The organism is Roseococcus sp. SYP-B2431, from assembly GCF_004336745.1.
In the GTDB taxonomy this organism is placed as follows: Bacteria; Pseudomonadota; Alphaproteobacteria; order Acetobacterales; family Acetobacteraceae; genus Roseococcus.
Window position 1 is genome coordinate 87,444 of sequence record NZ_SJXD01000028.1, and the last position, 24,646, is coordinate 112,089.

General features: G+C 71.4%; 25 protein-coding genes. 16 read left to right on the top strand and 9 right to left on the bottom strand.

Annotated elements, in window-relative coordinates; translation table 11 throughout:
• Positions 1–67: 67 nt before the first annotated feature.
• The 8 genes from EJV46_RS18735 (at position 68) to EJV46_RS18770 (ending at position 6,448) form a co-directional block, all read left to right on the top strand.
• Positions 68–1,501: a LutB/LldF family L-lactate oxidation iron-sulfur protein gene (locus tag EJV46_RS18735; RefSeq protein WP_131550237.1), complete on the top strand. Its 1,434-nt coding sequence runs from the start codon at positions 68–70 to the stop codon at positions 1,499–1,501.
• A complete protein-coding gene (locus EJV46_RS18740) occupies positions 1,498–2,205 on the top strand; it encodes a lactate utilization protein (RefSeq protein ID WP_131550238.1) in 708 nt (235 codons plus the stop codon). Before EJV46_RS18735 ends, EJV46_RS18740 begins: the two co-directional genes overlap by 4 nt.
• Before the next feature lie 132 nt (positions 2,206–2,337).
• Positions 2,338–2,814 carry a Smr/MutS family protein gene (locus tag EJV46_RS18745; protein WP_240782649.1) on the top strand — a complete coding sequence of 159 codons (477 nt, stop codon included), beginning with the start codon at positions 2,338–2,340 and terminating at the stop codon, positions 2,812–2,814.
• A 145-nt stretch (positions 2,815–2,959) separates the two neighbouring features.
• Positions 2,960–3,361 (top strand): helix-turn-helix domain-containing protein, encoded by a 402-nt coding sequence (locus tag EJV46_RS18750; protein ID WP_131550239.1) that lies wholly within the window; start codon positions 2,960–2,962, stop codon positions 3,359–3,361.
• A gap of 52 nt (positions 3,362–3,413) precedes the next feature.
• Positions 3,414–4,163 carry an electron transfer flavoprotein subunit beta/FixA family protein gene (locus EJV46_RS18755; RefSeq protein WP_131550240.1) on the top strand — a complete coding sequence of 250 codons (750 nt, stop codon included), beginning with the start codon at positions 3,414–3,416 and terminating at the stop codon, positions 4,161–4,163.
• 1 nt (position 4,164) lies between these two features.
• Positions 4,165–5,103, top strand: a complete 939-nt coding sequence (locus EJV46_RS18760) for an electron transfer flavoprotein subunit alpha/FixB family protein (RefSeq protein WP_131550241.1) — start codon at positions 4,165–4,167, stop codon at positions 5,101–5,103.
• Positions 5,103–6,032, top strand: a complete 930-nt coding sequence (locus EJV46_RS18765) for a 3-hydroxybutyryl-CoA dehydrogenase (protein ID WP_240782650.1) — start codon at positions 5,103–5,105, stop codon at positions 6,030–6,032. The genes EJV46_RS18760 and EJV46_RS18765 overlap by 1 nt, the downstream gene beginning before the upstream one ends.
• Positions 6,033–6,142: 110 nt before the next feature.
• On the top strand, positions 6,143–6,448 hold the full coding sequence (locus EJV46_RS18770) for a hypothetical protein (protein ID WP_131550242.1): 306 nt from the start codon (positions 6,143–6,145) through the stop codon (positions 6,446–6,448).
• A 6-nt stretch (positions 6,449–6,454) separates the two neighbouring features.
• Here the strand turns inward: EJV46_RS18770 and EJV46_RS18775 are convergent, their stop codons facing one another.
• The 3 genes from EJV46_RS18775 to EJV46_RS18785 are packed head-to-tail and all read right to left on the bottom strand — an operon-like array spanning position 6,455 to position 8,845.
• Positions 6,455–7,006, bottom strand: coding sequence for a cob(I)yrinic acid a,c-diamide adenosyltransferase (locus EJV46_RS18775; protein ID WP_131550243.1), 552 nt, complete (start codon positions 7,004–7,006; stop codon positions 6,455–6,457).
• A gap of 35 nt (positions 7,007–7,041) precedes the next feature.
• Entirely contained in the window at positions 7,042–7,950 is a 909-nt protein-coding gene (locus tag EJV46_RS18780; protein ID WP_131550244.1) for an energy transducer TonB, read from the bottom strand.
• 7 nt (positions 7,951–7,957) lie between these two features.
• Entirely contained in the window at positions 7,958–8,845 is an 888-nt protein-coding gene (locus EJV46_RS18785; RefSeq protein WP_131550245.1) for a cation diffusion facilitator family transporter, read from the bottom strand.
• Positions 8,846–8,920: 75 nt separating this feature from the next.
• Here EJV46_RS18785 and EJV46_RS18790 point away from each other — a divergent pair, with 75 nt between their 5' ends.
• The 5 genes from EJV46_RS18790 (at position 8,921) to EJV46_RS18810 (ending at position 14,142) form a co-directional block, all read left to right on the top strand.
• Entirely contained in the window at positions 8,921–10,126 is a 1,206-nt protein-coding gene (locus EJV46_RS18790; RefSeq protein ID WP_240782651.1) for an ABC transporter ATP-binding protein, read from the top strand.
• Positions 10,119–11,042, top strand: coding sequence for a carbohydrate ABC transporter permease (locus tag EJV46_RS18795; protein WP_131550246.1), 924 nt, complete (start codon positions 10,119–10,121; stop codon positions 11,040–11,042). Before EJV46_RS18790 ends, EJV46_RS18795 begins: the two co-directional genes overlap by 8 nt.
• 70 nt (positions 11,043–11,112) lie before the next feature.
• The gene (locus tag EJV46_RS18800) at positions 11,113–11,928 is read left to right on the top strand and encodes a carbohydrate ABC transporter permease (RefSeq protein WP_131550247.1); all 816 of its coding nucleotides are present in this window, start codon (positions 11,113–11,115) and stop codon (positions 11,926–11,928) included.
• A gap of 25 nt (positions 11,929–11,953) precedes the next feature.
• Entirely contained in the window at positions 11,954–13,231 is a 1,278-nt protein-coding gene (locus EJV46_RS18805; protein WP_206020874.1) for an ABC transporter substrate-binding protein, read from the top strand.
• Between the two features lie 89 nt (positions 13,232–13,320).
• Positions 13,321–14,142, top strand: coding sequence for a metallophosphoesterase (locus tag EJV46_RS18810; RefSeq protein ID WP_131550248.1), 822 nt, complete (start codon positions 13,321–13,323; stop codon positions 14,140–14,142).
• Here the strand turns inward: EJV46_RS18810 and EJV46_RS18815 are convergent.
• The 3 genes from EJV46_RS18815 to EJV46_RS18825 form a co-directional block, all read right to left on the bottom strand.
• Positions 14,115–14,978, bottom strand: a complete 864-nt coding sequence (locus EJV46_RS18815) for a hypothetical protein (protein WP_165585612.1) — start codon at positions 14,976–14,978, stop codon at positions 14,115–14,117. The two genes, EJV46_RS18810 and EJV46_RS18815, sit on opposite strands and share 28 nt — an antisense overlap.
• A gap of 80 nt (positions 14,979–15,058) precedes the next feature.
• On the bottom strand, positions 15,059–18,556 hold the full coding sequence (gene metH, locus EJV46_RS18820; protein ID WP_131550250.1) for a methionine synthase: 3,498 nt from the start codon (positions 18,554–18,556) through the stop codon (positions 15,059–15,061).
• An 18-nt stretch (positions 18,557–18,574) separates the two neighbouring features.
• Positions 18,575–19,513, bottom strand: coding sequence for a metalloregulator ArsR/SmtB family transcription factor (locus tag EJV46_RS18825; protein ID WP_131550251.1), 939 nt, complete (start codon positions 19,511–19,513; stop codon positions 18,575–18,577).
• Between the two features lie 39 nt (positions 19,514–19,552).
• On the opposite strand from EJV46_RS18825, the gene EJV46_RS22935 reads away from it, so the two are divergent.
• Both EJV46_RS22935 and EJV46_RS18835 read left to right on the top strand, forming a co-directional pair.
• Positions 19,553–19,912: a GTP-binding protein gene (locus EJV46_RS22935; protein WP_165585613.1), complete on the top strand. Its 360-nt coding sequence runs from the start codon at positions 19,553–19,555 to the stop codon at positions 19,910–19,912.
• Positions 19,913–19,973: 61 nt separating this feature from the next.
• On the top strand, positions 19,974–21,158 hold the full coding sequence (locus tag EJV46_RS18835; protein ID WP_206020875.1) for a M20 aminoacylase family protein: 1,185 nt from the start codon (positions 19,974–19,976) through the stop codon (positions 21,156–21,158).
• Between the two features lie 3 nt (positions 21,159–21,161).
• Here the strand turns inward: EJV46_RS18835 and EJV46_RS18840 are convergent, their stop codons facing one another.
• Positions 21,162–21,386, bottom strand: a complete 225-nt coding sequence (locus EJV46_RS18840; RefSeq protein ID WP_131550253.1) for a hypothetical protein — start codon at positions 21,384–21,386, stop codon at positions 21,162–21,164.
• Between the two features lie 3 nt (positions 21,387–21,389).
• Positions 21,390–22,052, bottom strand: a complete 663-nt coding sequence (locus EJV46_RS18845; RefSeq protein WP_131550254.1) for a dienelactone hydrolase family protein — start codon at positions 22,050–22,052, stop codon at positions 21,390–21,392.
• A 46-nt stretch (positions 22,053–22,098) separates the two neighbouring features.
• Between EJV46_RS18845 and EJV46_RS18850 the strand changes: the two genes are divergently transcribed.
• Positions 22,099–22,287: a DUF4169 family protein gene (locus EJV46_RS18850; RefSeq protein WP_240782652.1), complete on the top strand. Its 189-nt coding sequence runs from the start codon at positions 22,099–22,101 to the stop codon at positions 22,285–22,287.
• Between the two features lie 33 nt (positions 22,288–22,320).
• Here the strand turns inward: EJV46_RS18850 and EJV46_RS18855 are convergent, their stop codons facing one another.
• Entirely contained in the window at positions 22,321–24,519 is a 2,199-nt protein-coding gene (locus EJV46_RS18855) for a bifunctional diguanylate cyclase/phosphodiesterase (protein WP_131550256.1), read from the bottom strand.
• Between the last annotated feature and the right edge of the window lie 127 nt (positions 24,520–24,646).

Genomic DNA, 24,646 nt, shown 5'->3' on the forward strand with positions numbered 1-24,646 from the left:
CGGGCCCGATGTTCCCGGGGGCGAAGTTCCGTTAACCTGCCGGAACTTCGCCGAAGGGACGCCCGACTTGCTCGCCACCTCGCCCCAGTTCAAGGAGAACGCCCGAAGGGCGATGGCCGATCCCGGCCTGCAGAAGGCGCTGACCACGGCCAAGGGCGCCTTCCTCCAGCGCCGCGCCGCCGCCGTCGAGCGCCTGCCGGAGTTCGAGCAGCTCCGGAACGTCGGGCGGGACATCAAGAACCACGCGCTGGCCAACCTGGACTTCTACCTGGAGACCTATGCCGAGAACGTCGAGCGCGCGGGCGGCAAGGTGCATTGGTGCAGCACGCCGGACGAGGCGCGCGCGGCCGTCCTGAAGATCTGCCGGGACGCCGACGCCAGGACGGTGACCAAGGGGAAGTCGATGATCTCCGAGGAGCTCGGGATCAACGACCACCTGGAGCGCCACGGCATCACGCCGGTCGAGACCGATCTCGGCGAATACATCATCCAGCTCCGCAAGGAGACGCCGTCCCACATCATCGCGCCGGCCTTTCATCTGAATGTCGAGGACTGGGAGGAGAGCTTTCGCGCGGCGCATACCGACCTGCCGAAGGACCGCGTCTTCCACGAAAGGCGCGACCTTCTCACGGAAGCGCGCGCGCGGCTGCGGGGCAAATTCCTCGCAGCCGATGTCGGCATCACCGGCGCCAATTTCCTCATCGCCGAGACCGGCAGCAGCGTCATCGTCACCAACGAGGGCAATGGCGACCTGACGCAGACCCTGCCGCGCGTGCACATCGCGCTGGCCAGCATCGAGAAATGCGTGCCCACGATCGAGGATGCGACCTCGCTGCTGCGGCTGCTGGCACGCTCGGCCACCGGGCAGGACTTCTCCGTCTACACGACCTTCAGCACGGGCGTGCGGCGCGAGGGCGATCTCGACGGGCCGCAGGAATACCACGTCGTGCTGATCGACGGCGGCCGCTCCGACATGATCGGCACCGAGTTCCAGGACATGCTGCGCTGCATCCGCTGCGCCGCCTGCATGAACCATTGCCCGGTCTATGGGACCACGGGCGGGCATGCCTATGGCTGGGTCTATCCGGGCCCGATGGGCGCGGTGCTGACGCCCTCGCTGATCGGCGTCGAGAAGTCGGGCCATCTGCCGAACGCCAGCACCTTCTGCGGCCGCTGCGAGAGCGTCTGCCCGGTGAAGATCCCGCTGCCCAACCTCATGCGCCACTGGCGCGAGCGCGAATTCGAGCGGCACCTGCGGCCGGGGGCGATGCGGACCAACCTCGGCGTCTGGGCCTGGTTCGCCAGGCGGCCGGGGTTCTACCGCTGGGCCGCCAGGATGGGGATCGCCGCGCTGGGCCTGCTCGGCCGGGGCAAGGGCGCCTTCAAATCGCTGCCCATGGCCGGCAACTGGACCGAGGGGCGAGACCTGCCCGTGCCGCAAGGCGGCACCTTCATGGCGCAGTATGCGAAGCGCCAGCGCGAGGAGGGGCGGCGGCGATGAGCAAGGAGGCCATCCTCGGCGCCATCCGTCGCGGGCTCCGGCGCGGCGAGCTGCCGGAGGACCAGAAGGCCATGCTGCGCGCCCGCATGGCGGCGCCGCCGCGCCACCTGATCCCGGCGCGCTCGCGCGTCTCGCGGCCGGAGCAGATCGCGCTGTTCATCGCCAATGTCGAGAAGGAGTTCGGCACGGTCGAGCGCATCCCCGACCTCGATGCCGTGCCGGCGGCCGTCGCCGACTACCTGGCGGCCCAAAACCAGCCGCCGCGCTTCGCCATGGCGCCCCATCCGGAGCTGCAGGGCATCGACTGGTCGAGCCGGCCCATGCTGCAATTCGAGGCGCGCAAGGGCGAGGCGAGCGACATCGTCAGCCTGCAGAGCGCCTTTGCCGCCGTCGCCGAGACCGGGACGCTCATGCTCCCCTCGGATGCGATCCGCCCCACCACGCTGAACCTGCTGCCGGATGTGGCGATGGTGCTGGTGCGGGCCTCGCGCATCGTGGGCGCCTATGAGGAGGCCTGGGACCTGCTGCGGGCCGAGCGGAAGGATCCGCTCACCGGCGGCTTCATGCCGCGCAACGTCATGCTGGTGACCGGCCCGTCGCGCAGCGCGGACATCGAGCAGACGCTGGAGCTGGGCGCGCATGGGCCACGGATGCTGCATGTCCTTCTGCTCGACGACGATCCGGGAGCCGTGGCCCATGCCTGATTCAAACGTCCGCTCCGCGGACCGGGGCCCACGGATGCTGCATGTCCTCCTCCTGGATGACGACCCCGCCGCCCTCGCCCCCACGTGAGGCGGCGCGGCCTTACGGCGGAGGACAAGGCGATTTGGGCGGCCGTGGCGCGCAGCATCCGCCCCCTGCCCGGTCGGGAAATGCCGGAGGCGCCGCCCTCCGTGACCGTCACGCCCCCGCCGCGGCCCGCCGGGGAGCCGCCGCCCGCCGCCGTCCCGAAGCGCCGGCTGCCGCCGCCCGAGATCGCCGTGGGTGCCCAGCCCTCCGGCCTCGACGCGCGCCGCTGGCGCGACCTGCGGCGCGGCACCATGCGCCCGGAGCGCAAGCTGGACCTGCACGGCATGACCGCCGCGAAGGCGCATCAGGAGGTGGAGCGCTTCCTGCGCTCGGCCCAGGCCGAGGGGCTGCGCGTCGTCTGCATCGTCACCGGCAAGGGCAGCAGCGCCGAGGGCGGCGTGCTCCGGCGGGAGCTGCCGCATTGGCTGAACGCCCCGGCGCTGCGGCCCATCATCCTGGGGGCCGCGCATCCGCACCGGTCCAATGCGGGCTCGGTCCACCTGCTGCTGCGGCGGCCGCGATGACGCCCGACCAGGCCATGACGGCCCCTCCGAGCATCCGGCCGCAAGGCGGCCGGCGCCGCCCACCTGCGCTTCCGGCCTGGTGCGGCCGTGGCGCGGCGAAGCCAAGCCCGCGGAGCGGGCGCCCGGCGTTTGAGGGCACAAAGCAATGACCCCCTTCGGCGAGCGGCTCCGGGCGCTGCGCGACCAGCACGGCATTTCCCTGACCGAGCTGGCGCATGCCCTCCATGTCTCCCCCGCCTATCTCTCCGCCCTCGAGCACGGCAAGCGCGGCCGCCCCTCGGCCGGGCTCATCCATCAGGTGAACGAGCATTTCGGCCTCATCTGGGACGACGGCGAGGAGCTGGTCCGCCTCGCCCGGCTCTCGCATCCGCGGGTGGTGGTGGACACCTCCGGCCTCAGCCCCCAGGCGACCGAGCTGGCCAACCGGCTGGCCCGGCGCATCCGCGACCTGCCCGAATCCCGGGTGGCGGAGCTGCTGGCGCTGCTCGAAGCGCCGCCGGAACAGGCTTCCGGCCGAAGCGTGGCTTGCCCTTCACCCGACCGATAGGTAGGGTCCGACCGGTTTTCACGGCAGTGCAGCAAAGAAGGCGCAACCGGCAATGAAGCTTCTCGTCCCGGTCAAGCGGGTGGTCGATTACAACGTCAAGGTCCGCGTGAAGTCGGACGGGACGGGCGTCGAGACCGCCAACGTCAAGATGTCGATGAACCCCTTCGACGAGATCGCCGTCGAGGAGGCGGTGCGGCTCAAGGAGAAGGGCGTCGCGACCGAGATCGTCGCCGTCTCCGCCGGCCCCGCCGCCGCCTCGGAGCAGATCCGCACGGCCCTGGCCATGGGCGCCGACCGCGGCATCCTCGTCGAGCATGACGGGGTGCTGGAGCCCATCGCGGTCGCCAAGCTGCTCAAGGCGCTGGTCGAGAAGGAATCGCCGCAGCTGGTGATCCTCGGCAAGCAGGCCATCGACGACGACATGAGCGCCACGGGCCAGATGCTCGCCGCCCTGCTCGGCTGGCCGCAGGCGACCTTCGCCAGCAAGATCGAGATCGCCGACGGCAGCGCCACCGTCACCCGCGAGGTCGATGGCGGCCTGGAGACGGTCAAGGTCAAGCTGCCGGCCGTGGTGAGCGCGGACCTGCGCCTGAACGAGCCGCGCTACGCCTCGCTGCCCAACATCATGAAGGCGCGCAAGAAGACCATCGACAACGTGAAGCCCGCCGATCTCGGCGTGGACGTCACGCCGCGGCTGGCCGTGCTGAAGGTCGAGGAGCCGGCGAAGCGGCAGGCCGGCGCCAAGGTCGGCTCCGTGCAGGAGCTGGTCTCCAAGCTGCGCAACGAAGCGAAGGTGATCTGAGATGACCGTCCTCCTCCTCGCCGATCACGACGGCGCGATCGTCTCCCAGCCCACGCGCAGCGCCATCGCCGCCGGCGCCAAGCTGGGTGAAGTCCATGTGCTCGTGCTGGGCGAGGGCGCGGCCGCGGCCGCCGCTTCCGCCGCCGCCGTGCCGGGCGTGGCCAAGGTGCTGCTGGCCGAGGACGCCTCGCTGGCGAACCGCCTCGCCGAGCCGGTCTCGGCCCTGCTGGTCAGCCTCGCGCCCAACTACACGCATCTGCTGGCCCCGGCCTCGGCCGCCGGCAAGAACGTGATGCCGCGCGTCGCCGCCTTCCTGGACGTGCAGCCGATCAGCGACATCTCGGGCGTGATCGACGCCGACACCTTCGTGCGCCCGATCTATGCGGGCAATGCGATGGCGACGGTGAAGAGCGCCGACGCCAAGAAGGTGCTGACCGTCCGCGCCGCCAGCTTCGATCCCGCGCCCGCCACGGGCGGTTCCGCCCCGGTCGAGAACGTCGCCGCCGCCACCGATCCCGGCACGTCGAGCTTCGTCGGCGCCGAGGTCAGCAAGTCCGAGCGGCCGGAGCTGACGGCCGCGAAGATCGTCGTCTCCGGCGGCCGTGCCATGGGCTCGTCCGAGAACTTCCACCTGATCGAGGCGATCGCCGACAAGCTCGGCGCCGCCGTCGGCGCGTCGCGCGCCGCCGTCGATGCGGGCTATGCGCCGAACGACCACCAGGTCGGCCAGACGGGCAAGATCGTCGCCCCGGACCTCTACATCGCGGTCGGCATCTCGGGCGCGATCCAGCATCTCGCCGGCATGAAGGACAGCAAGGTCATCGTCGCCATCAACAAGGACGAGGAGGCGCCGATCTTCCAGGTGGCCGATTACGGCCTCGTGGGTGACCTCTTCAAGGTCCTGCCGGAGCTCGAGGCCGAGCTGGGCAAGCCCGCCTGATGTCGCTCCACCTCGCCAGCCGCGCCGACATGCCGGATTCCGCGCCGGATGTTCCGGAGATTCGCTCCATCGGCATCATCGGCGCCGGCCAGATGGGCAACGGCATCGCGCATGTCAGCGCGCTGGCCGGCCTGCCCGTGGCGATGGTGGACATCAGCAAGGACGCGCTGGACAAGGCGATGCAGACCATCGCCCGCAACATGGAGCGCCAGATCGGCCGCAAGCTGATCACCTCCGAGCAGCGCGACGAGGCGCTGGAGCGCATCACCACCAGCACCGACTATGCCAGCTTCGCCGGGACCGACTTCGTCATCGAGGCGGCGACGGAGAAGGAGGCGATCAAGCACGAGGTGTTCAAGGCGCTCTGCCCGCACCTCAAGCCGGAGGCGATCATCGCCTCCAACACGAGCTCGATCTCCATCACGCGGCTGGGCGCGGGCACCGACCGGCCCGAGCGCTTCATCGGCATGCACTTCATGAACCCGGTTCCGGTCATGAAGCTGGTCGAGGTCATCCGCGGCATCGCCACCGACGAGCCGACCTACCGCGCCGTCGAGGCGCTGGCCCGCCGGCTCGGCAAGATGACGGCGACGGCGCAGGATTTCCCCGCCTTCATCGTGAACCGCATCCTGGTGCCGATGATCAACGAGGCGGTCTATGCGCTCTACGAGGGCGTGGGCGACATCCGCAGCATCGACACGGCGATGAAGCTCGGCGCCAACCATCCCATGGGGCCGCTGGAGCTGGCGGATTTCATCGGGCTGGACACCTGCCTCTCGGTCATGCAGGTGCTCTATGACGGGCTGTCGGACAGCAAGTACCGTCCCTGCCCGCTGCTGGTGAAGTATGTCGAGGCCGGCTGGCACGGACGCAAGACGGGCAAGGGCTTCTACGACTACAGCCAGGATCCGCCGGCACCCACGCGTTAAGCTCCAACGGGGACATCTCCGTCCCGCGGGACGGGCCCGCTCACCGCGCGGCAACCCGGGCTTCCCGCCGCACGTTCTCCCGCCATGGACACCCATGACGGAGGAAACGGATGGACCGCAGCCTGACAGGCCGCTTCGAGACTCGCCGGGACGCGGAGCTCGCGATCGAGCATCTCGTGCAGGAGCAGGGGATCGATCGCAGCCGGATCTCGGTGCTGCCGCTCGGAGCCGAGAACACGGCCGGCACGCGGGTCGCCGGCTCCGACGCGCCGGACGCCCAGCCCGGCACCCGCGAGCGCGACGACGCGGCGCTGCATGGCGCCGTCGAGGTCTCGGTCAGCCTGGCGGGCGGCAAGGCCGATGCGGTGCGTCGGACGCTGGAGGAAGCCGGCGCCCGCGACCTGGCCGAGGCCTGACGCGCGTCAGCGGTTGCCGCCCGGCACCCAGAGCACGTCGCCCGCGCCGTTCCCGTTGAACCGGCGCGACAGCACGAAGAGATGATCCGAGGCCCGGTTCAGCCAGCGGACGGCCTCGGGATTCACCGGCTCGGCGGCGGCCAGCGCCACCACGCTCCGCTCGGCCCGACGCGCCACCGTCCGGGCCAGATGCGCATGCGCCGCAGCCGGCGTGCCGCCGGGCAGCACGAAGCTGCGCAGCGGCGGGATGGCCGCATTCATGGCCGCCACCTCCCGCTCCAGCCGAAGGCATTGGGCCGCCGACATCCGCAATCCGCCCTCCGTCCCGGGCATGCAGAGGTCGGCGCCGAGGTCGAAGAGGTCGTTCTGCATGCGCGCGAGCATGGCGTCGGCCTCGGCATCCGCCTGCAGGCGGAGCAGGCCGAGCACGCTGTTCAGCTCGTCCACCTCGCCGATCGCCTGGATGCGCAGCGCGTCCTTGCGCAGCCGGGTGCCGTCGCCGAGCGATGTCTCGCCGCCGTCGCCGCCGCGGGTGGTGATGACATCGAGCTTGACCATGGGCGGACCTCCGGGAGGGCTAGAACGATCGGACTTCAATTCAGCCGGAAATGCACCGTCGTCCGGATGGCGCCCGGCACGGGCTGGCCGTCCACCGTCGCCGGCCGGAAGCGCCATTCCGCCACCGCGTTGCGCGCCGCCGCATCCAGCGCCGGCGAGCCTGAGGATCGTGCCACCGTCACGCTGAGGACGCGACCCTGGGCGCTGATCGAGAGATCCAGCCCCACCGCGCCCTGCTCGCCGCGCAGGCGGGACGCCTCCGGATAGGCGGGGGCGGCATTGCGGTAGGTGGGGTCGAGGCCCGGCCGCACGACGGCGCCCATGGCCCGGCCCACCCCGGCCGCGCTGGGGGCGGCCGACTGGCTGCCGGGCCGGGCGGGTTCGGAGGGCGGCTGCCGCGCGGCCCGCGCCCGCGCCGGCGGGGGCGGCGCGGGCGGGGGTTCGGGCGGCGGCGCGGGCGGGGCTTCCGGCTCGCCCGAGGGCGGCATCTCCGGCAAAGGCGGCGCCATGGGAATGGCCGGCAGATCCGGCTGGAGCGCCTCGCCGGGCGGCAGGTCGAGCGCGGGAGCGGGCGCGGGCGGCGCCTCGGCCAGTCGTGGCGCAGGCGGCGGGAGGGGCGAAGGCGGCGGGGGTCGGGGCTGCTCGGCGGCTTCGGGCCTGGGCGGCACCTCCATGGCGCGGGGCGCCTCCGGTGCCGGCATCGCCTCCGGCGCCGGCGGGTCGGGCGGCGCGCCGGGGGGCGCAGGAGAGGCCTCCTCGCCCACCTCCGCGCCGGAGGCCTCGTCCCAGACGATCTCGACCCCCTGCTCGGGCGGCGGAGGCGGCGTGGGCCCGCGTCCGGACCAGAACAGCACGGCCGCCAGCGCCGCCGCATGGACCAGCGCCGAGGCCGCCGCGGCCATGGCGAAGCGACCGGGCGCCGGGCGGCGGCCCTCGGGGGTCAAGGGAGCGTCACAGCACCAGCACGCCGCTGTGCTTCGCCTTGCCCTCGGGCTCCACATGGATGGTGATGACGGCGTCGCCCAGCTCGGTCTTCAGGGCGGCCTCCACGCGGTCGCAGATCGCGTGCGCCTCGACCACCCGCATGTCGCCGGGCACGACCAGGTGGAACTCGATGAAGGTCCAGCGGCCGGACTGGCGGGAGCGGATGTCGTGCGCCTCGATGGCGCCCTCGGCCGCGGCCGAGACGGTGCTGCGGATGCGCGCGAGCTGCTCGGGCGGCACCGCCTCGTCCATCAGCCCGCCCACGGATTCGCGCACCAGACGCACGCCGCTGAACAGGATGTTCACCGCCGTCAGCCCGGCCAGGAGCGGATCGAGCCAGAAATAGCCCGTCGCCAGGGCCAGCGTGATGCCCGCCAGCACGCCCGCCGAGGTCACCACGTCGGCCAGCAGGTGGCGGGCATCGGCCAGCAGCGCCGGCGAGCGCAGCCGCCGGCCGTGGCGGAACAGGACGGCGCACCAGATCGCGTTCAGGACCGTGGCGGCCACCGAGATCGCGATGCCGAGCGGCGTCAGCTGCGGCTGGCGCGCATGGCTCCAGGCCGACCACACCTCGCTCAGGATCACGATCGCCGCCACCAGGATCAGCGCGCCTTCGAGCACGGCCGAGAAATACTCGGCCTTGTCGTGGCCGTAGGGGTGGTTGGCGTCGGCCGGCATGGCGGAGAAGCGGATCGCCACCAGGGCGGCGCCGGCGGCGGCCACGTTCACCACGCTCTCCAGCGCGTCGGCGAACAGCGCCACGCTGCCCGTCAGCCACCAGGCGACGAGCTTCAGCGCCAGGACGGCGAGGGCGACAGCGACGCTGCCGGCCGCGAGGCTCACGGCACGGGTCAAATCTCGTTCCAAAACCTTCCGCGGACGGCGCCCGTCTAACCCATTCCCGTCCGCCCGCGAAGCAGGGCCGGTGACATGGAAGCTTCACGAAACTGGCGCATCGCCGCAACCGTGGCGGCCTACGCCGCGCCCATGAATTCAGCCACACCCCCCGGACCCGATTCCGGCCTCTCGGTCGAGCGGGCGCAGCTGTCGCTCGGCGGCCAGCCGATCCTGCGCGACGTCTCCCTGCGCGTGGCCCGGGGCGAGTTCGTTGCCCTGCTGGGCCCCTCGGGCTGCGGCAAGACCACGCTGATGCGGGTCGTCGCCGGCATCCAGCGGGCCGATTCCGGCCGCGTGCGGATCGGCGGGCGCGACGTGACGGCGGCCCATCCGGCCGAGCGGGACGTCGCCATGGTCTTCCAGTCCTATGCGCTCTACCCGCACCTCACGGTCGCGCAGAACATCGCCGTGCCGCTGACCATGACGCGGCTGAACGGCCTCCAGCGCATGCCGCTGCTGGGCGGGATGATGCCCGGCAGCCGGGCGGCTCGGGCCGGCATCCAGGCGGATGTCGCGCGCGGCGCGGGGCCGCTCGGCCTGTCGCACCTGCTGGACCGCAAGCCGGGGCAGCTCTCCGGTGGCCAGCGGCAGCGCGTGGCGCTGGCGCGCGCCGTGATCCGCGCGCCCGGCGCCTTCCTGATGGACGAGCCGCTCTCCAACCTCGATGCCGCGCTGCGCGTGACCACCCGGCGCGAGATCGTGGAGGTGCATCGCCGCGTCGGCGCGGCCACGCTCTACGTCACCCACGACCAGTCCGAGGCGCTGACCATGGCGGACCGCATCGCGGTCATGCAGGCCGGCGAGATCCTGCAGATCGCCACGCCCGAGGTGATCTATCGCGACCCGGTGGACCTGCGCGTGGCCAGCTTCATCGGCAGCCCCCGCATCAACCTGCTGGCGGCCATGGCCGGCGAATCCGGCGAGGTCCGCGTGGCCGGCCACCCGACGCCGCTGCGCAGCTTCGCCCGCGGGCCGGTGACGCTGGCCATCCGCCCGGAGGATTGGGTGATGGATGCGGAAGGCCTTCCCGCCCGCGTGGAGCACGCCGAGTTCCTGGGCGACCACACGCTGGTGCATCTCCGCATCGCCGAGGCCCCCGTCGTCCTGCGCACCGGGACCGGGCTGCGCGTGACGGTGGGCGAGAGCCTTCGCCTCGGCTTCGCGCCGGAGCGCGCCCTGCTCTTCGGCGCCGACGGCCGGCGCATCCCCGCCGAGCTCCGGGAGCCCGCGCGTGCCTGACACCGGCATCCTGCCCCATCTGGATCTGGCGCCCGTGAAGCGCCGTCGCGGCGAGGCGCTGGGCGCCTGGCTGCTGACGCTTCCGGCCGTGATCTCCTTCGTGATCCTGCTGCTGCTGCCGACGCTGGCCGCGATCGTCATGGCCTTCTCCGATTTTGAGCTCGGCGTCTGGCCGCCGGCCTGGATCGGCCTGGAGAATTTCACCGAATTGCTCGGCGATCGCGGCTTCCGCCAGTCCTTCGCCAACACGGTGATCTATGTGGGGCTGGTCGCTCCCGCCTCGGTCGGCCTCGGCCTCGCCTTCGCGCTGCTGATCGAGGCCGGGACGCGCGGCCGCGCCTTCTTCCGCGCCGTCTTCTTCCTGCCGGTGGTGTCGCTGACGGTGGCGATGGCCTCGGCCTGGCAATACCTGCTGCACCCCACCATCGGCCCATTGAACACGCTGCTGCGAAGCCTCGGCGTCGCGGGGCCGGCCTGGCTCTCCTCCTCCGACACCGTGCTGATCTCGCTGGCCGCGATCGGCGTCTGGGAGAATGCGGGCTTCAACATGGTGCTCTTCATGGCGGGCCTCACCGCCATCCCGCGCGAGCTGCGCGAGGCCGCTGCGGTGGATGGCGCGCGCAGTGCGTGGTCGCGCTTCCGGCTGGTGACCTGGCCGCTGCTCGGGCCGACGACGCTCTTCGTCGTGACCATCACGCTGATCCGCAGCATCCGCGTCTTCGACACGGTGGCCGTGCTCACGCGCGGCGGGCCGAACCGCGCCTCGGAGACGCTGCTCTACACCATGTACACGGAGGGCTTCACCTTCCTCCGGCTCGGCTATTCCGCCGCGATCACGCTGGTGTTCCTCGCGATCGTCCTCGTGCTGATGCTCCTGCAGACGCGGGTGCTCGACAAGCGGGTGCATTATGGTTGACCCCGTCCGATCGCCGCAGGGCCGTCAGGCCCGGAGGCGTGAATCGGCCGGTGACGGCCGCACTCCCCTCATGCGCGACCTGCCGCGCCTCGCGCTGCTGAGCGTGCTCGGCCTGCTGATGCTGGCGCCCTATATCTGGATGCTCTCGGCCTCGCTGAAGCCGACCGACGAGATCTTCCGCGCCAACCTCGCGCTGATCCCGGAGCGCTGGGCGGCGATCGAGAACTACGGCCGCGTCTTCGCGCAGGTTCCCGTCGCGCGCTATCTCATGAACGGCGTGATCGTCTGCGGCGGGATCCTCTTCTTCCAGCTGCTCTTCGCCATCCCCGCCGGCTACGCCCTGGCCAAGCTGCGCTTCGCCGGCAAGGAGTGGATCTTCGGCGCGGTCATGTTCGGCCTCCTCGTCCCGCCGCATGTGCAGGCGCTGCCGCTCTATGTCGGCCTCTCCAGCCTCGGCATGCTGAACACCTACACGGCGCTGATCCTGCCCTCGACCATCTCGGTCTTCGCGATCTTCCTCTTCCGGCAGTTCTTCCGCTCCCTGCCCGACGACCTGATCCACGCCGCGCGCCTCGACGGCATGGGCGAGGGCGCCATCGTCTGGCGTGTGGCCCTGCCCAATGCCTGGCCCGCCGCGACCGCCTTCGCGATCTTCTCCGTCGTCGCGCATTGGAACGACCTCTTCTGGCCACTCATCGCCGTCACCGGCCACGAGCACGCCACGCCCGCGCTCGGCGTCCTGCATTTCCGCACGGACGAGGCGGGCGACGACTTCGCCGCCCTCATGGCCGCCTCGGCGATCATGACCGCGCCCCTCATCCTGGCCTTCCTCTTCGCGCAGCGGCGCTTCGTCGAAGGCATCGCGACCACCGGCCTCAAGGGTTGAGGCCATGACCCCGGAGACTTCCGCCATGATCGACCGCCGCACCCTTGCCCTGGCCAGCGCCTCGGCCGCCCTCTTCGCGCCGCGCGTGCTGCGCGCGCAGCCGGTGACCGAGATCACCGTCCACTACGCGCAGCCCGTCATCTACAAGGAGGCCTACGACGCCATCACGGCCGAGTTCGCTCGCCGCGAGCCGAATATCCGCATCAACTACGTGACCACGGTGAACTACGAGGAGGGCATGCAGCTCATCCTCCGCCAGGCCGCGGCGGGCGGGCTGCCGGACCTCTCCTACCAGGGCTTCAACCGCCTGCGCCTCTTCGCCGAGCGCGGCATCGCGCAGGACCTGACGCCGCTGCTGGCGCGCGAGGGCGATCCGGCGAGCCACGGCTATTCGGCGCAGATGCTGTCGCTCGGCCATTTCGGCGGCATCCAGTCGGGCCTGGCCTTCGCGGCGTCCAACCCGATCTGCTTCTACAACCCCGACCTCGTGCGCCGCGCCGGCGGCAATCCCGACGCGCTGCCGACGGACTGGAACGGCATCCTCGCGCTCTCCGCCAAGATCAAGGCGCTGGGCGACGGCATCGAGGGCATGCACTACGCCTGGTCGAGCGACGACTGGATGTTCTCCGCCCTGCTCTTCGGCCATGGCGGCCGCATGCTGACCGAGGATGAGCGCGACATCGCCTTCGCCGGGCCCGAGGGCCTCGCCTCCATGGTGTTGCTCGACCGCATGGTGAAGGAGGGCGGCATGGCCAACCTCTCGCGCGACGCGGCGGCCCAGGCCTTCGCGGCGGGCAGGATGGGGATGTTCTTCTGGACGACGGCGATGATCCGCGGCTCGCTCCAGCAGGTCGGCCGCAATTTCCAGCTGCGCACGACCGCCATGCCGGTCATCGACGCGCAGAAGGGCCGCCTGCCGACCGGCGGCGCCGCCGGCATGCTCGTCACGAAGGACGGGCCGAAGCGCGAGGCGGCCTGGAAGTTCCTCCGCTTCTCGACCAGCCCCGAGGGCACGTCGCTGATGGCGCGCAACACCGGCTATGTGCCGACGAACCAGCTCGCCATCGACGACGACAAGCATCTCGGCGAGTTCTACCGCCGGAACCCGCTCTACGTGCCGGCGACGCGGCAGATGGCGATCAGCATCCCCTGGTACGCCTTCCCGGGCAGCAACTCGGTGCGCGTGACGCAGAGCGTGGTGAACAATTCCGGCCGCATCGTCGAGCAGCGCGCGACGCCGGAGCAGGCGCTGGCCGACATGGCGGGCGAGGTCCGGCGGCTGCTGCCGCGCGCCCGCGGCTGATCGTCCGGCCGAAGCACGCCGGGCGCGCCGGAACGCGGCGCGCCCGGATTTCCGTTGTCGTCTTCCCTCCGATTTGGTGAGTTCTCCCCATGGCCTTCCGCGTCGCCCAGATCACCGACACGCATCTCTCGCGCACCCGCCCCCTTTTCGACGGCAATTTCCCGCCGCTGGCCGAAGCCCTGCGCGCGGCGCGGCCGGAGCTGGTCGTCCACACGGGCGACCTCTCGCTGGACGGGGCGGATTCCGAGGAGGACCTGCGCCATGGCAGGGCGATGATGGATTCGCTCGGCCTCGACTGGGTGGCCGTGCCGGGCAACCATGATGTCGGCGACGACCTGACGCTGCCCAGCCGGCAGCCCGTCACGGCCGAGCGCCACGCCCGATGGGAAGGCTGCGTGGCGCCGCTCGGCTTCTTCCGCGACGTTCCGGGCTGGCGCCTCGTCGGCCTCGACACCCAGGGCTTCGCCGCCAATCCGCGGCATCGCGAAGCCACCGCCGCCGCCATCCGCGGCGCCGGCGAGCGCCGCATCGCGCTGTTCCAGCACAAGCCCATCGCCGAGGAGGCGCTCGCCGACACGGCCGTGAACTACTGGCCGCTGCTGCCGGAGCCGCGCGCCGAGCTGCTGGCCATGTTCGGCGATCGCCGGCCCGCCCTCGTCGCCAGCGGGCATGTCCACCAGCTTCGCGATCGCGAGGCCGACGGCATCCGCCACATCTGGGCCCCGGCGGCGGCCTTCATCGTGGGCGATGCCTATCACAAGCCGGTCGGCCGGAAGCTGCTCGGCTGGGTCGAGCACAGCTTCCACCCGGACGGAACCCACGAGGCGCGGGTGCATGCGATGGAGGAGCTGACGCCGCATGAGCTCGGCGCCATCCCCGAGGCCTATGGGGCCCTGACGCGCCTCGGCTGATCCCGGACCGCCGCGGGCGTCCGCACCACCACCTCCTCCAGCAGGATACGCAGGTCGCGGCTCATCAACGCGATCCGCGCCTCCAGCAGGTCCAGCATCGCGTCGCGCCGCTCGAGGTCGCCGACCGTGAATTCGCCCTCCGCCTCGAAGAGCGCGTCGCCGTCGCTGGCGAGCCCGGCCTCGCGCCAGCCGGCGGCGATCTCCTCGGCGATGCTCGGCGCATCCGGCGCCTCGCGCCGCGTGAGGTAGCGCCAGACCGTCGGGGGAAAGAGCGTGGACTGCTCCGGGCTTCGCCAGATCTCGCCCAGCAGGTTGTTGCGGGTGCGGAGCCGGCCGGAGGTCGAGTTGTAGAGCAGCGCGCCGCCGAGGCTCGCCTCGGCCGCACCGCCGATGATGCCCACGATGTCATCCGCCGAATTGGCCCCGGCCAGGCCGAGCCCGCCCGTGAGGGCCGCCGTCGTCGCGCCGAGGAGGATGCTCGCGAGGCCGAGGTTGCGCGCGCGCCGGGACTCCACCCGCTGCAGCTGGCCCCGCAGCGAATCCCCCCGCTCGCCCTCGCAGTCGATCGCGGCGAGCGAGGCGTTCACGTCGAGCGTGGCGAGCAGCACGCGGTCGGTCACGGCCTGGCGGGCGAGCAGGAAGTTCACGCCCACCGCCGGCCGGCCTTCGGCCGCGACCAGGGCCTCCATGGCGTCGAGCGCCCCGATGACCTCGGCGATCTCCACGGCCTCGCTCGAGAATCCCAGCGTCGCGACGACGCGCGCCCGATCGGGATCGGGCGGCGGCAGGGGAGAGGCGCGGCGCTCCACCCGCGCCGCGCAGAAACTGCTGGCCATGTCACGCGTCGGCTGGCTCGCACAGCCGGCGAGGAGGAGCGCGGCCAGGCCGACGCAAAGCCGGACGCGCGCCGCCGCCATCAGACGGAGAAGTACTTGGCGCGCGGGTGATGCAGCACGATGGCGCTGGTGCTCTGCTCGGGATGGAGCTGCCATTCGTCCGAGATCTCCACGCCGATGCGCTTCGCGTCCAGCAGCTTCAGCAGCGGCGCCTGGTCCTCCAGCTTCGGGCAGGCCGGGTAGCCGAAGCTGTAGCGGCCGCCGCGATAGCCCTGGCTCAGCATCTTCTCGATGTCGCGCTCGTCCTCGGAGGCGAAGCCGAGCTCGGCGCGGATGCGCTTGTGCGTGACCTCCGCCAAGGCCTCGGCCATCTCCACGCCGAGGCCGTGCAGGTAGAGGTAGTCCTGGTAGCGATTCTCCTCGAACCATTCGCGCGCCACGTCGCTGGTCTTCTGGCCCATGGTGACGACCTGCAGGCCGATCACGTCGCGCTCGCCGTCGTCGATGTCGCGCACGAAGTCGGCGATGCACTCGCCATCCTCCTTGGGCTGGCGCGGCAGGTTGAAGCGGGCGACCTCGGTGGTGCCGTCCTCCTCGAAGAGGATGAGATCGTTCCCCTGCCCCGCGCATTTCCAGTAGCCGTAGGAGGCCTGCGGCTTGAGGATTCTTTGTTCGTCCGCGATGGCGAGCATGCGCTTCAGGACGGGGCGGAGCTCCTGCTTCGCCCAGCCGAGGAAGTCTTCGAGCGACCGGCCGGCCTTACGAAATCCCCACTGGAACTGGTAGAGGCTGCGCTCGTTGACGAAGGGCACCAGCGCCTTCGGATCGGTCTCGATGATCCTGGCGCCCCAGAAGGGCGGCACCGGCACGGGCTGGTTGGCCGTCTCGCGGCGGCGGCGGTTCTGCGCATAGGCGACATCGACCGGCGCGAAGCCGCGCGGATCGGCCTGGCCGAGCACGCGCTTCTCGTTGCGCGACTTGCCGGCGCGCTTGGCCTGGATCGTTCCGAGATAGCCCTCGAAGTCGTTGCCCATCACCTTGTCCATCAGGTGCAGGCCGTCGAAGGCGTCGCGCGCATAGACGACGCGGCCGGAGGCATAGGCCTGGACGCAATCGTCCTCGACATAGTTGCGCGTCAGCGCGGCGCCGCCGAGCAGGACGGGGATGTCGATGCCCTGGCGGCTCATCTCCTCCAGGTTCTCGCGCATCACCACGGTGGACTTCACCAGCAGGCCGGACATGCCGATCGCGTTCGCCTTGTGCTCGCGCGCCGCGTCCACGATCTGGTTCAGCGGCACCTTGATGCCGAGATTCACGACCTTGTAGCCGTTGTTGGTCAGGATGATGTCGACCAGGTTCTTGCCGATGTCGTGCACGTCGCCGCGCACGGTGCCGAGCACGATGATGCCCTTCTCCTGGCCTTCGACGCGCTCCATATGCGGCTCGAGATAGGCGACGGCCGCCTTCATCGTCTCCGCGCTCTGAAGCACGAAGGGCAGCTGCATCTTGCCCGCGCCGAAGAGCTCGCCCACCACCTTCATGCCGTCCAGCAGCACGTCGTTGATGATGGCGAGCGGCGTCATGCCCTCGGCCATGGCGGCGGCGAGCTCGTCGTCCAGGCCCTTGCGGTCGCCGTCGACGATACGGTCCTTGAGGCGGCCCTGGACCGTCTCCGCCTTGACCTTGGCGACGTTGTCGGCGGCCTTCCGGCCGGAGAACATCTCCAGCAGCTTCTGCAGCGGATCGTAGCCTTCCGCGCGGCGGTCGAAGATGAGGTCTTCCATGACCTTCACCTCTTCCGGCGGAATGGAGTGCAGCGGCTTGATCTTGGAGACGTGCACGATGGCGCCCGTCATCCCCGCCTTCACCGCGTGATCCAGGAAGACCGAGTTCAGCACGTGCCGCGCGGCCGGGTTGAGGCCGAAGGAGATGTTGGACAGGCCCAGCATGATCTGGATGTCCGGGAACTTCTCGCGGATCATGCGGATGCCGTCGAGCGTCCAGACGCCGAGCTTGCGGTCGTCCTCATTGCCGGTCGCGATGGTGAAGGTCAGCGGATCGATCATCAGATCCGATTGCGGCAGGCCGTGCCTGTTGCAGGCGAAATCCACCAGCCGCTCGGCGATGCGCAGCTTGTCCTCGGCGGTCTTAGCCATGCCCACCTCGTCGATGGTGAGCGCGATGACGGCCGCGCCGAACTTGCGGGCGAGCAGCATGCGGTCCGTGGCCGCGCCCTCGCCCTCCTCGAAGTTGATCGAGTTGATGATGGGCTTGCCGCCATGCAGCTTCAGCGAGGCCTCGATGACCGGCGTCTCGGTGCTGTCGATCACCAACGGGCTGTTCACCGAGGCGGTGAAGCGCGTGATGACCTCGCTCATCTCGGCCATCTCGTTGCGGCCGACGAAGGCCGTGCAGATGTCGAGGCTGTTGGAGCCCTCGGCCACCTGCTCGCGCCCGATGGCGAGGCAGCTATCCCAGTCATTGGCCTCCTGCGCCACGCGCCAGGCCTTGGAGCCATTGGCGTTGCAGCGCTCGCCGATGGAGAAATAGGAATTCTCCTGGCGCAGCGACGTGGCGGAATAGAGCGACGCCACGCTCGGCACCCAATGATGCTTGCGCGCCACCGGCACCGGGCGATGGCTCGCGCCGCCCAGCTTGCGCAGCATGGCGTCCAGCCCGGCGATATGCGGGATGGAGGTGCCGCAGCAGCCGCCGATCAGGTTGAAGCCGTCCTCGACCACGAAGCGCTCCATCCAGGTCGCCATCTCCTCGGCGCCGAGCGGGTAGTGCGTCTTGCCGTCGACCAGTTCGGGCAGGCCGGCATTGGGCTGCACGCTGAGCAGGCCGGGCCAGTTCTGGCTGAGCCAGCGGACATGCTCGGCCATCTCCTGCGGGCCCGTCGCGCAGTTGAGGCCGACCAGCGGCACGTCGAGCGAGTGGATCACGGCCGCCGCGGCGGCGATGTCGGGGCCGACGAGCAGCGTGCCGGTCGTCTCCACCGTCACCTGCACGAAGATGGGGATGTCGCTGTTCGTCTTCGCCTTGGCGATCTTCGCGGCATTCACCGCCGCCTTGATGAAGAGCGTGTCCTGGTTGGTCTCGGTGAGCAGCGCATCCGCGCCGCCGGCGATGAGACCCATGCATTGCTCGACGAGACCCGCCTCCAGCACGTCATAGGCGATGTGGCCGAGGCTGGGCAGCTTGGTGCCCGGGCCGATATCGCCGATCACCCAGCGGTGGCGTCCGTCGGCGAAACTCTCCGCCGCCTCGCGCGCCAGCTCCACGCCGAGCTTGTTGATCTCGAAGGCGCGGCTGCCGAGCTCGAACTCCTCCAGCGTGATGGGGCTGCCGCCGAAGGTGTTGGTCAGCACCATATCCGCGCCGGCCTCGAAATAGCCGCGATGGATCTCGCGGATCAGCTCCGGCCGGGAGAGGCTCAGCACCTCGGTGCAGTTCTCCTTGTCCCAGAAGTCCTCGACGATATCGAGGGTCAGCGCCTGAACGCGGCTACCCATGCCGCCGTCGCAAAGCAGCACGCGGTCGCGCAGGGCGTCGAGGAGATGCGGGCGTGAGGACATGGGATGCTCTTCTTGTCTTCAGGCGTTCGTAAGGGCGTGCGCGGGGAGCTTTTCCGCGCGCCAGAGGCGGACCTTCATGGGTCCGCCGATCTCGTCCGTCGCGGCGATGGCGCAGCCGGCCTCGCCCAGCCATCCGGCCAAGGCCGCGTCGTCGAAGCCGGGCCAGCGATGGGCGAAGCGCGTGAGCACCGACGCCTCGGCATGCGAGGCGAGGTCGGCCACCAGCAGCACCCCTCCCGACCGCAGCACGCGGGCGGCCTCCGCCAGGGCGGCGGCGGGCTCCTCGGCATAGTGCAGCACCATCTGCAGCGTCACGGCATCGAAGGAAGCATCGGCCAGCGGCAGGCGGTACATGTCGGCCTGGCGCACGGTGCAGCGATCGGCCAGGCCGCGCTCGGAGAGGCGCGCGCGGGCCAGGGCCAGCATCTCGCGGCTGGCATCCACGCCGAGGGCGCGATCGGTACGATCGGCGAGGAGCTCCAGCAGGCTGCCGGTGCCGGTGCCGATGTCCAGCAGGTTGCCGATGTGCTGAGGCAGGGCGGCGAGCAGGGCGGCCTCGATGGCGCGGGCGTCGAGGTCGAGGGCGCGCAGCTCGTCCCAGTCCATGCCGTCGCGCTGGAAGGCGGCGGAGGCGGCGCGGGCGCGCTCGGCGGCGATGCGCGCGGCCTGGCGGCGGTCGGATTGCAGCACCGTCTCCTCCTCCGGCAGCCGGGCGAGCACCACGCGCACGAGGTCGGCGGAGGCCGGCACCTGGAAATAGGCGTTGGGCCCCTCGGGGATGCGTTCCAGCAGGCCGGCCTCGGTCAGCAGCTTGAGGTGGCGCGACAGGCGCGGTTGCGACTGGCCCAGCACCGCGCAAAGCTCCGTGACGCAGAAGGCCCCGCGCGCGCAGAGCGCCAGCAGCCGGAGCCGGGTGGGCTCGGCCGCGGCGCGCAGTTGGGAGAGGAGGTGATCCATGGGCTTCAAATGGCATAAAGATATCCTTATGTCCAGCCGATGACGTGGTCGCTCGATGCCCGGATCCCGCTCTCCGTCCTGCCCGACGCGGCGTCGCTGGCGGCCGCGCTGGCCCAGGGGAAGCCGGCCGCCGTGCTGGGCCCGAGGGGGGGGCCGGAAGGCGGCGTGGCCTCCGAGCGCTTCGCCGCCGGCGCCTCGCCCCATGCCGTCGCCTGCGCCTGCTGCCAGGGGCGCGGCGAGGCGGCCCAGGCGCTGGACCGGCTGTTCCAGGCGCGGGTGCGCGGGACGGTGCCGTGGTTCGACCGGGTGCTGGTGCTCGACGAGGGCGGCGTGGGGGAGGAGGTCAGGCGGGCGCTGACGCAGGACAAGCTTGCCGCCGCGAGATACCGGCTGAGCTGAGGCCGTTGCGCCCGGCCTTCGCCGGCGCAAGACTGCCTTCACACCCGCATCGAGGATCCACGTGACCCATCCCGTCGAGCATATCGGCCAATGGCAGGCCGAGTTCACCGCCATCCGCCGCGACATCCATGCCCATCCGGAGCTCGGGCTGGAGGAGCACCGCACGGCGGAGCTGGTGGCGCGGAAGCTCGGCGAGATGGGCATCGAGGTGCACACCGGCGTGGGGAAGACGGGCGTGGTCGGCGTCATCCGCAACGGCAATGGCCAGGGGCGCATCGGCCTGCGCGCCGACATGGACGCGCTCCCCATGACCGAGGCCAATGCCTTCGGCCATGCCAGCACCGTGCCCGGCAAGATGCATGCCTGCGGCCATGACGGGCACACGACCATGCTGCTCGCCGCCGCGAAATACCTGGCCGAGACGAAGAACTTCGACGGCACCGTCCACCTCATCTTCCAGCCGGGCGAGGAAGGCGCGGGCGGCGCGCTGGCCATGCTGGAGGATGGGCTCTTCGAGCGCTTCCCCTGCGACGCCGTCTTCGGCCTGCACAACCGCCCCGGCCTGCCGGTCGGCGAGTACGGGCTGCGGCCCGGCCCGATGATGGCGGGCGTGGCCTTCTACGACATCGTCATCACCGGCAAGGGCGGCCACGGCGCCCGGCCGGAGGCGACCTTCGACCCCGTGGTGATGGGCGCGGCCGTGGTCCAGGCGCTGCAGACCGTCGTGGCGCGCAACGTGCCGGCCGCCGATCGCGCCGTGCTCAGCATCACGCGCTTCGATGCGGGCAATGCCTACAACGTCATCCCCAACGAGGTCCGCCTCGGCGGCACGGTCCGCGCCTTCAGCAACGAGACCATGAAGCTGGTGGAAGACCGGATGCGCGCGATCAGCGAGGGCGTGGCCGCCGGCCTCGGTGGTCAGGCGGTGCTGGATTTCCGGGTGATCACGACGCCGCTGGTGAACGACGCGATGGAGGCCGTCTCGCTCGGCGACGCCGCGGCGGCGCTGGTCGGCGAGGGCGGCGTGAAGCGCGAATTCGCGGCCGTGATGGGCGGCGAGGACTTCGCCTATATGCTGGAGAAGTGCCCGGGCGCCTATATCGTCACCGGCAACGGCGACACGGCCGAGGTGCACAATCCGAGCTTCGACTTCAACGACGCGGCGATCCCCTATGGCGCCGGCGTGCTGGCCGCCGTCGTCGAGGCGAAGCTCGCGCGGGTGAAGGACGCGTTGCCGGACGACTGAGGCTCACCGCCTGCGCCGCGCCAGGCGCAGGAGGAGCCATGCCGTCCCGAGGAGCAGCAGGACCCCGCCGGCCGTGTAGATGCGGCCGGCGGCTTCCGCCTCCGCGGCCTGGCGCCGCGCCAGCTCCGGCGGCGCGTCCTGGGCCGGCCAGAGCGGGTCCATCCCGAAGCCCAGGAGCATCGCGGCGCCGCCGGCCAGCAGAAGCAGCCAGGGCGCGCGGCGCCGCATCGCTCAGAGATGCGTCGCGAAGAAGTCCAGGCTGCGCTGCTGGGCCAGCGCGGCATCCTTCGGCACGTGGCTGCCGCGCGCCTCGCAGCCGAAGCCATGGCCGGCACCGGGATAGACGAAGACCTCCACCTCGGGGCGCGCCGCCTGGATGGCCTCCACATGCGCCATCGGGATGGAGCCGTCCTTCTCGCCGAAATGCAGCTGGACCGGGCATTTGGGCACCTCGTCCTTGGCCGCCGCGATGCCGCCGCCATACCAGCCCACCGCCGCCCTGAAGGCGGTGCTGCGCGTGGCGCCGTGCCACGCGACCGTGCCGCCCCAGCAATAGCCGATGATGCCGCGCGGAATGCCGGAAGGCGCGGCGCCGGCCGCGGCCAGGATGTCGAGCAGCACCTTGTCCTCGGGGATCCCGCTGCGCAGCTTCAGGCCGCGCTCGATGTCCTCCGGGCCGTAGCCCAGCTCGACGTCGCGCTCGGCCCGGTCGAAGAGGGCGGGAACGACCACGAAGTAGCCCTCCCGCGCGAAGCTGTCCGCCACGTAGCGCATGTGGTCGTTCACGCCGAAGATCTCCTGGACGATGACCAGGGCGCGATCCGCATCCGCCTCCGACCCCGCCATATAGGTCGAGAGGCGGTGCCCGTCGGCGGCGGTGATGATGGTGTCCATTGGCTCCGTCCCTCCAGGGTGGTTCACTGGGAGGATGGGCGATGTCGTGAACCTGCGGAAGTGGCGCCGTGCGAAGGCGAAGGAGGACGAGGGCGCCCAGGCGGCCGCCAATCGCGCCGCCTTCGGCCGCACCCGCGCGCAGAAGCAGCGGGACGAGGCCGGGGAGGCGCAGCGCCGGACCCTGCTCGACGCGGCGAGGCTCGCGCCGAAGCCGGAGGGCCCGGAGCCCGCCTGAGCGGTCACCCGCATTCCCGGATGGATCCGGGCGTCAGGCGCTCGCGCGCAGCCGCTGCCCGCCGTAGCCGGCGCCATGCTCCGGCAGTGGCGGCACCAGCTCCTCCACGGGCATGGGCTGCGCGACCAGGAAGCCCTGGATGATGTTGCAGCCGGCGCGGCGCAGCGCGAAGGCCTGGCCCTGCGTCTCCACCCCCTCGCCGATGACCTCGATCCCCATGCTCCGCGCCAGCGCGACCGTCGCGCGCAGCACGGCGTAGGATTTCGGATCGTCCGGCAAGCCCGCGACGATGGAGCGATCCAGCTTCAACCGCTGCACCGGCAGGCGCACCACATGCGGCAGGCCCGAATGCCCGCCGCCGAAGTCGTCGAGCGCGAGCGGCACGCCCACCACGCGCAGCGCCGCCAGCGTGCGCGCGACGCCCGGCAGGTCGCGAATGGCGAGGTCCTCGGGGATCTCGATCTCGAGCCGGTGCGGCGCCACGCCGGCCAGGGCCAGCACCTCCGCCACCTCTTCCGCGAAGGCCGGATCGTGCAGCGTGGTCACCGAGATGTTGATGCCGAGCACGCGCGGGGCGTCCGGCCGATCGCCCCAGCCGGCGATGATCCGCACGGCTTCGCGCAGCACGAAGCGGTCCAGGGCGGGCATCAGCCCGGCCTCGCCGGCGGCGGGGATCAGCTCGCCCGGGCTGATCCAGCGGCCCAGGCGGCGGCTGTTCCAGCGGATCAGGGCCTCGGCGCCGACCATCTCCTGCCGCCCGGTGTCCTGCTGCGGCTGCAGGTGCAGCTCCAGCTCGCCGGCGGCGAAGGCCTCGGCGAAGGCCTCGCGGAGCTCGGCGCGCCGCTCGCTCCGCTCGCGCAGGCCCGCCTCGAAGAGGACCGCGGTGTTGCGGCCCTGCGCCTTGGCCTCTCGAAGCGCGAGGTCCGCGGCCCGCAGCAGCGCCTCGCCTTCGGCGCCATGCGCCGGCGCGCAGGCGATGCCGATGCAGGCGGTCAGCGGCAGCTCGCCCCCCCCGATCGCCAGCCGCGGGCCCAGCGCCTCGCGCACCCGGCCGGCCAGGGCGGCGGCCGTGTCCGGCAGCGCGCCGGGGGCCAGGATGGCGAATTCGTCGCCGCCCAGCCGGCTCACGATGTCCGAGGGGCGCACCACCTCGCGCAGGCGCCGCGCCGCCTCGACCAGCAGCGCGTCGCCGACCCCATGGCCGTGGCGGTCGTTCGCCGATTTGAAATGGTCCAGATCGGCCACGAGCAGGATGCCGCCCGCCGGATCCCGCGCCATCGCATCCAGCCCGGCCTGGAAGGTCGCGCGGTTGGCGAGGCCGGTGAGCGGGTCGCGCTCGGCCGGGCGGCCGGTCCGCTCCTGCGCGGCCTCGAGCGGCGTCATGTCGAGCAGCGAGAGCACGCAGCCCATCGCGCCACCTTCCGACCGGACCCATGGCGAGACGGCGACCAGCAGCCGCAGCGCCGGCCGCCCGGGAAGGGCCAGCAGCGCCTCGCGCTCGCCGGGCGAGAGACCGCAGGGGACTTCGGCATGGGCCGGATCGGGCAGGGCTGGAGTCAGCGTCAGTCCCGATGCGGACAGCGATTCCGGCGCCGCTCCCCCGAAGAGGCGCGCCAGATGGGTATTGGCGTAGACCGTGCGCCCCTGCGCGTCGATCTGCCAGATGCCGGCCGGCGCCGCCTCCAGCAGCGCGCGCAGCCGCGCCTCGGATTCCGCCGGCGCCGCCTGACCTTGCCCCACATAGGAAATGTCGATGGCGAAGCTCGCCACCGCGCCGCCGGGCAGCCGCCGCTTGCACTCCCGCATCCAATGCCCGGCCGCGTCCCGCAGCTCAGCCGCCTCGCCGTCGGCGCATTCATGGAGGATCAGCCGGCGCGAGATTTCCGCCTCCCGCTCGGCCGGCGGGAGGTGCCAGAGCGCGGCCTTCAACACCTGCTCCAGCCGGGGCCGCGCTTCGAGGAGCGCCTGCCCGGCCCCCCGGCCGTTCTGCCAGACCAGCCCGTGGTCGCGCCCGTAGATCGCGGCCCGCCACGGAGCCGCCTCCATCGCCGCGCGGCGCAGCCGCAGCTCCTGCCAGAGCCCCGCCAGCCACCAGGCGAGGCCCGCCGCCGGCAGCGCGGCCAGCCCGTGCCAGGGCGGCAGGCCGAGCGACGCCGTCGTGAGAAGCGCCGCCGCCACCAGGCTCGCGCCCAGCAGGATCATCGGCAGGCTCAGGCGCGAATATTGCGGCATGGGACTCTCTTCCGGGGCCCGATCCTCCGCCGGAAAGATTAAGGAAGCCTTGTTCCTGCCGCAGAGGTCCCCGCCTGAGCGACCCTGGCCTGGCGGAGGAGATTCCCGCCGCTATGCTCGCGCCGAA

Excerpts from the sequence above, each read along its gene's own strand:
- EJV46_RS18775 (WP_131550243.1), bottom strand. The coding sequence starts at position 7,006 with ATGGTCAAGCTCGATGTCATCACCACCCGCGGCGGCGACGGCGGCGAG.
- EJV46_RS18790 (WP_240782651.1), top strand. The coding sequence starts at position 8,921 with ATGGAAGCTTCACGAAACTGGCGCATCGCCGCAACCGTGGCGGCCTAC.
- EJV46_RS18800 (WP_131550247.1), top strand. The coding sequence starts at position 11,113 with ATGCGCGACCTGCCGCGCCTCGCGCTGCTGAGCGTGCTCGGCCTGCTG.
- EJV46_RS18845 (WP_131550254.1), bottom strand. The coding sequence starts at position 22,052 with ATGGACACCATCATCACCGCCGCCGACGGGCACCGCCTCTCGACCTAT.
- EJV46_RS22935 (WP_165585613.1), top strand. The coding sequence starts at position 19,553 with ATGACGTGGTCGCTCGATGCCCGGATCCCGCTCTCCGTCCTGCCCGAC.
- EJV46_RS18770 (WP_131550242.1), top strand. The coding sequence starts at position 6,143 with ATGGACCGCAGCCTGACAGGCCGCTTCGAGACTCGCCGGGACGCGGAG.
- EJV46_RS18815 (WP_165585612.1), bottom strand. The coding sequence starts at position 14,978 with ATGGCCAGCAGTTTCTGCGCGGCGCGGGTGGAGCGCCGCGCCTCTCCC.
- EJV46_RS18805 (WP_206020874.1), top strand. The coding sequence starts at position 11,954 with ATGATCGACCGCCGCACCCTTGCCCTGGCCAGCGCCTCGGCCGCCCTC.
- EJV46_RS18810 (WP_131550248.1), top strand. The coding sequence starts at position 13,321 with ATGGCCTTCCGCGTCGCCCAGATCACCGACACGCATCTCTCGCGCACC.
- EJV46_RS18750 (WP_131550239.1), top strand. The coding sequence starts at position 2,960 with ATGACCCCCTTCGGCGAGCGGCTCCGGGCGCTGCGCGACCAGCACGGC.
- EJV46_RS18840 (WP_131550253.1), bottom strand. The coding sequence starts at position 21,386 with ATGCGGCGCCGCGCGCCCTGGCTGCTTCTGCTGGCCGGCGGCGCCGCG.
- EJV46_RS18765 (WP_240782650.1), top strand. The coding sequence starts at position 5,103 with ATGTCGCTCCACCTCGCCAGCCGCGCCGACATGCCGGATTCCGCGCCG.
- EJV46_RS18825 (WP_131550251.1), bottom strand. The coding sequence starts at position 19,513 with ATGGATCACCTCCTCTCCCAACTGCGCGCCGCGGCCGAGCCCACCCGG.
- EJV46_RS18855 (WP_131550256.1), bottom strand. The coding sequence starts at position 24,519 with ATGCCGCAATATTCGCGCCTGAGCCTGCCGATGATCCTGCTGGGCGCG.
- EJV46_RS18760 (WP_131550241.1), top strand. The coding sequence starts at position 4,165 with ATGACCGTCCTCCTCCTCGCCGATCACGACGGCGCGATCGTCTCCCAG.
- metH (WP_131550250.1), bottom strand. The coding sequence starts at position 18,556 with ATGTCCTCACGCCCGCATCTCCTCGACGCCCTGCGCGACCGCGTGCTG.
- EJV46_RS18755 (WP_131550240.1), top strand. The coding sequence starts at position 3,414 with ATGAAGCTTCTCGTCCCGGTCAAGCGGGTGGTCGATTACAACGTCAAG.
- EJV46_RS18740 (WP_131550238.1), top strand. The coding sequence starts at position 1,498 with ATGAGCAAGGAGGCCATCCTCGGCGCCATCCGTCGCGGGCTCCGGCGC.